Here is a 2,741-nt window from a genome sequence, read left to right on the forward strand (position 1 = left end):
GTCGTTGCCTACGAGCCCGTATGTCACGCCGCCGCCTGCGAGCAGGACCGCGGCGACCGCCGCGGCGATCATCACCTTGCCGCGACCGGGCCGGACCGGCCGCCCGTCGGTACGACCGAAGGGTTCCGCGGACCCGGAGGCACCCGCCACCGGTGAGCCGGCTGCCGGCGGACCGTACGACGCCCCGAGGCCGGGCATCGCACCGCCTGGGGAACCGGGTGCCGGCGGCCCGTACGCCGCCTCGGAACCGGGCATCGCACTGCCCGCGACAGGCCCGGACTCCGCGGGGCCGAAGCCCTGCGGCTGGTACGGCGCCGCGTTGAGCACGGTCGGGACCCTGGGTGGCGGCTGCTCACGCGGTCCGTCCGCCGGGGGCACGAGCGGCGCCGTGTGTCCGGCGGGATCCTCACCTGCTGCGACGGCCGACAGCATCCGCGCTGCCGCTTCGGCGTCGGGCCGCTGCGCCGGATCCTTGTGCATCAGCTGCCGCAGTACCGGCCCGAGCGGACCGGCGCGCCGGGCCTCCGGCATCGGCTCGACGACGATCGCGGTGAGCGTCGACCAGGTGGAGGTGCGGCGGAACGGCGACGAACCCTCGACCGCCGCGTACAGGGTGGCGCCGAGCGCCCACACGTCGGAGGCCGGGCCCGGATCGTTGCCCTGGGCACGCTCGGGTGCCAGGTAGTCGAGGGAGCCGACGATCTCGCCGCTGCGGGTGAGCTGGGACGTGGAGCCGTCGCCGGGATCGTCCATGGCCGCGATGCCGAAGTCGGTGAGCACGACACGGCCGGAGCGGTCCAGCAGGACGTTGCCCGGCTTGACGTCCCGGTGCAGCACGCCGGCGCGGTGCGCGGCGGCGAGCGCCTCGAGGACCCTCGCGCCGATGCCGGCGGCCTCTCTCGGGTCCATCACGCCGCGGGTGTTCAGCACGTCGTCGAGCGAGGGGCCGTCGACGAGTTCCATCACGATGACCGGCCGGCCCTCGTGCTCCGCGACGTCGTGGACGGCGACGACCCCGGTATGCCGGACGCGGGCGGCGGCCCGTGCCTCGCGCTGCATCCGCAGGGTCAGGTCGGCCAGTTCGGGCGCCGACGAGTCGGTGTACGTGCGCAGTTCCTTGACGGCGACCTCGCGCCCGAGCACCTCGTCGACCGCCCGCCAGACGACGCCCATGCCGCCGCGGCCCAGTTGCTCGACCAGCCGGTAACGCCCGGCCAGCCGCTCGTTCTCCCCCGTTGACACCGCTGCCCCGCTCCTCGCTCCGAAAGTGACGGATCACAGACTAGAGGGGGCAGCGCGGTGCCGAGGCCGGGTGTTACCCGGCTGTGGCGGTCAGGTCGCCGCGCCGCGGCCGGGCGAAGCTGTCGAGCCCGGCACGGTCGAGGCCGGTCAGTCGGGCGACCTCCGCCTCGTCGAGGGCTCCGCAGTCGATGCCGCGCAGCAGGTAGGAGCTGAGCGCCTTGGCGGTGGCGGGTTCGTCCATGACGTCGCCGCCGACGTGGCCGGCGTAGGCGGCGAGGCGTGCCGCTGCCTGCTCGAAGCCCTCGCGGTAGAAGGCGAACACGGCGGCGTACCGGGTGGGAAGGTGGCCGGGGTGCATGTCCCAGCCCTGGTAGTAGGCGCGGCCGAGGGCGCGGCGGGTGAGGCCGTAGTGGAGCCGCCAGGCGTCGTGGACCTTGTCGGTCGTTCCGACGGGCAGCACGTTGGTGGACCCGTCGCACACACGTACTCCGGTGCCGGCGGCGGCCACCTGCATGACGGCCTTGGCGTGGTCGGCGGCGGGGTGGTCGCTGGACTGGTGGGCCGCGCTGACGCCGAGGCAGGCGCTGTAGTCGAAGGTGCCGTAGTGGAGTCCGGTGGCCCGTCCCTCGGCCGCGTCGATCATGCGGGCGACGGTGGCGGTGCCGTCGGCGGCGAGGATCGACTGGCTCGTCTCGATCTGGATCTCGAAGCCGATGCGGCCGGGTTCCAGGCCGCGCGCCTTCTCGAACTCCTCGACGAGTCGCACCATGGCGGTGACCTGCTCGGTGTAGGTGACCTTGGGAAGGGTCAGGACGAGCCCGTCGGGCAGTCCTCCGCGTTCCATCAGGCCGGTGAGGAAGACGTCGAGGGTGCGGATGCCGCGGTCGCGTACGGCGGCCTCCATGCACTTCATCCGGATACCCATGTAAGGGGCGGCGGTGCCCTGTTCGTACGCCTCGGAGATCAGCCGCGCGGCGCGTGCGGCGTCCGCGTCTTCGTCGGCCCCCGTGTAGCCGTCCTCGAAGTCGACGCGCAGGTCCTCGATCGGCTCGCGCTCCAGTTTGGCGCGAACACGGGTGTACACGGGCTCCGCGAGCTCGTCCGTGAGGCCGAGGACGCGCGCGAAGGTGCGGGCGTCGGGCGCGTGCTCGTCGAGTGCGGCGAGTGCCTGGTCGCCCCATGCGCGGATCGTGCCGGTGGCGAAGTCGTTGCCCGGGACGTAGACGGTGTGGACGGGCTGGCGGGTGCCCGGATCCCCGGGGTAGCGGCGGGCGAGTTCCGCGTCCACCGTCGCCAGGGAGGCGCTGATGCCCTCGCTGACCGCGCCCGCGAGGCTCGTCGCCACCTTCTCCTGCTGACCCATTCCCACACCCTCCGCACACTTCGGGATCCGTGGTTTCCGCATCACGGATTCAACATTCTGTTGAATGAAGTTAAGGGGCGGCCGTGATCTGCGTCAATGGTCCCTCGGAACGGACCGGGGCCGCGCGGTGACGAAC

2 protein-coding genes are annotated in these 2,741 nt (G+C 72.9%); both read right to left on the reverse strand.

Annotated features, from left to right (window positions below; genetic code table 11):
- Window positions 1-1,242: protein kinase domain-containing protein (locus ACWGH4_RS33855; RefSeq protein WP_453467603.1), on the reverse strand; the 1,242-nt coding region annotated here is incomplete at its 3' end.
- Between the two features lie 73 nt (window positions 1,243-1,315).
- Entirely contained in the window at window positions 1,316-2,605 is a 1,290-nt protein-coding gene (locus ACWGH4_RS33860) for a DUF6986 family protein (RefSeq protein WP_453467605.1), read from the reverse strand.
- Between the last annotated feature and the right edge of the window lie 136 nt (window positions 2,606-2,741).

The sequence above is a fragment of the Streptomyces sp. NPDC054847 genome (assembly GCF_053610925.1).

Coding starts and splice junctions, on each gene's coding strand:
- ACWGH4_RS33860 (WP_453467605.1), bottom strand. CDS start 2,605: ATGGGTCAGCAGGAGAAGGTGGCGACGAGCCTCGCGGGCGCGGTCAGC.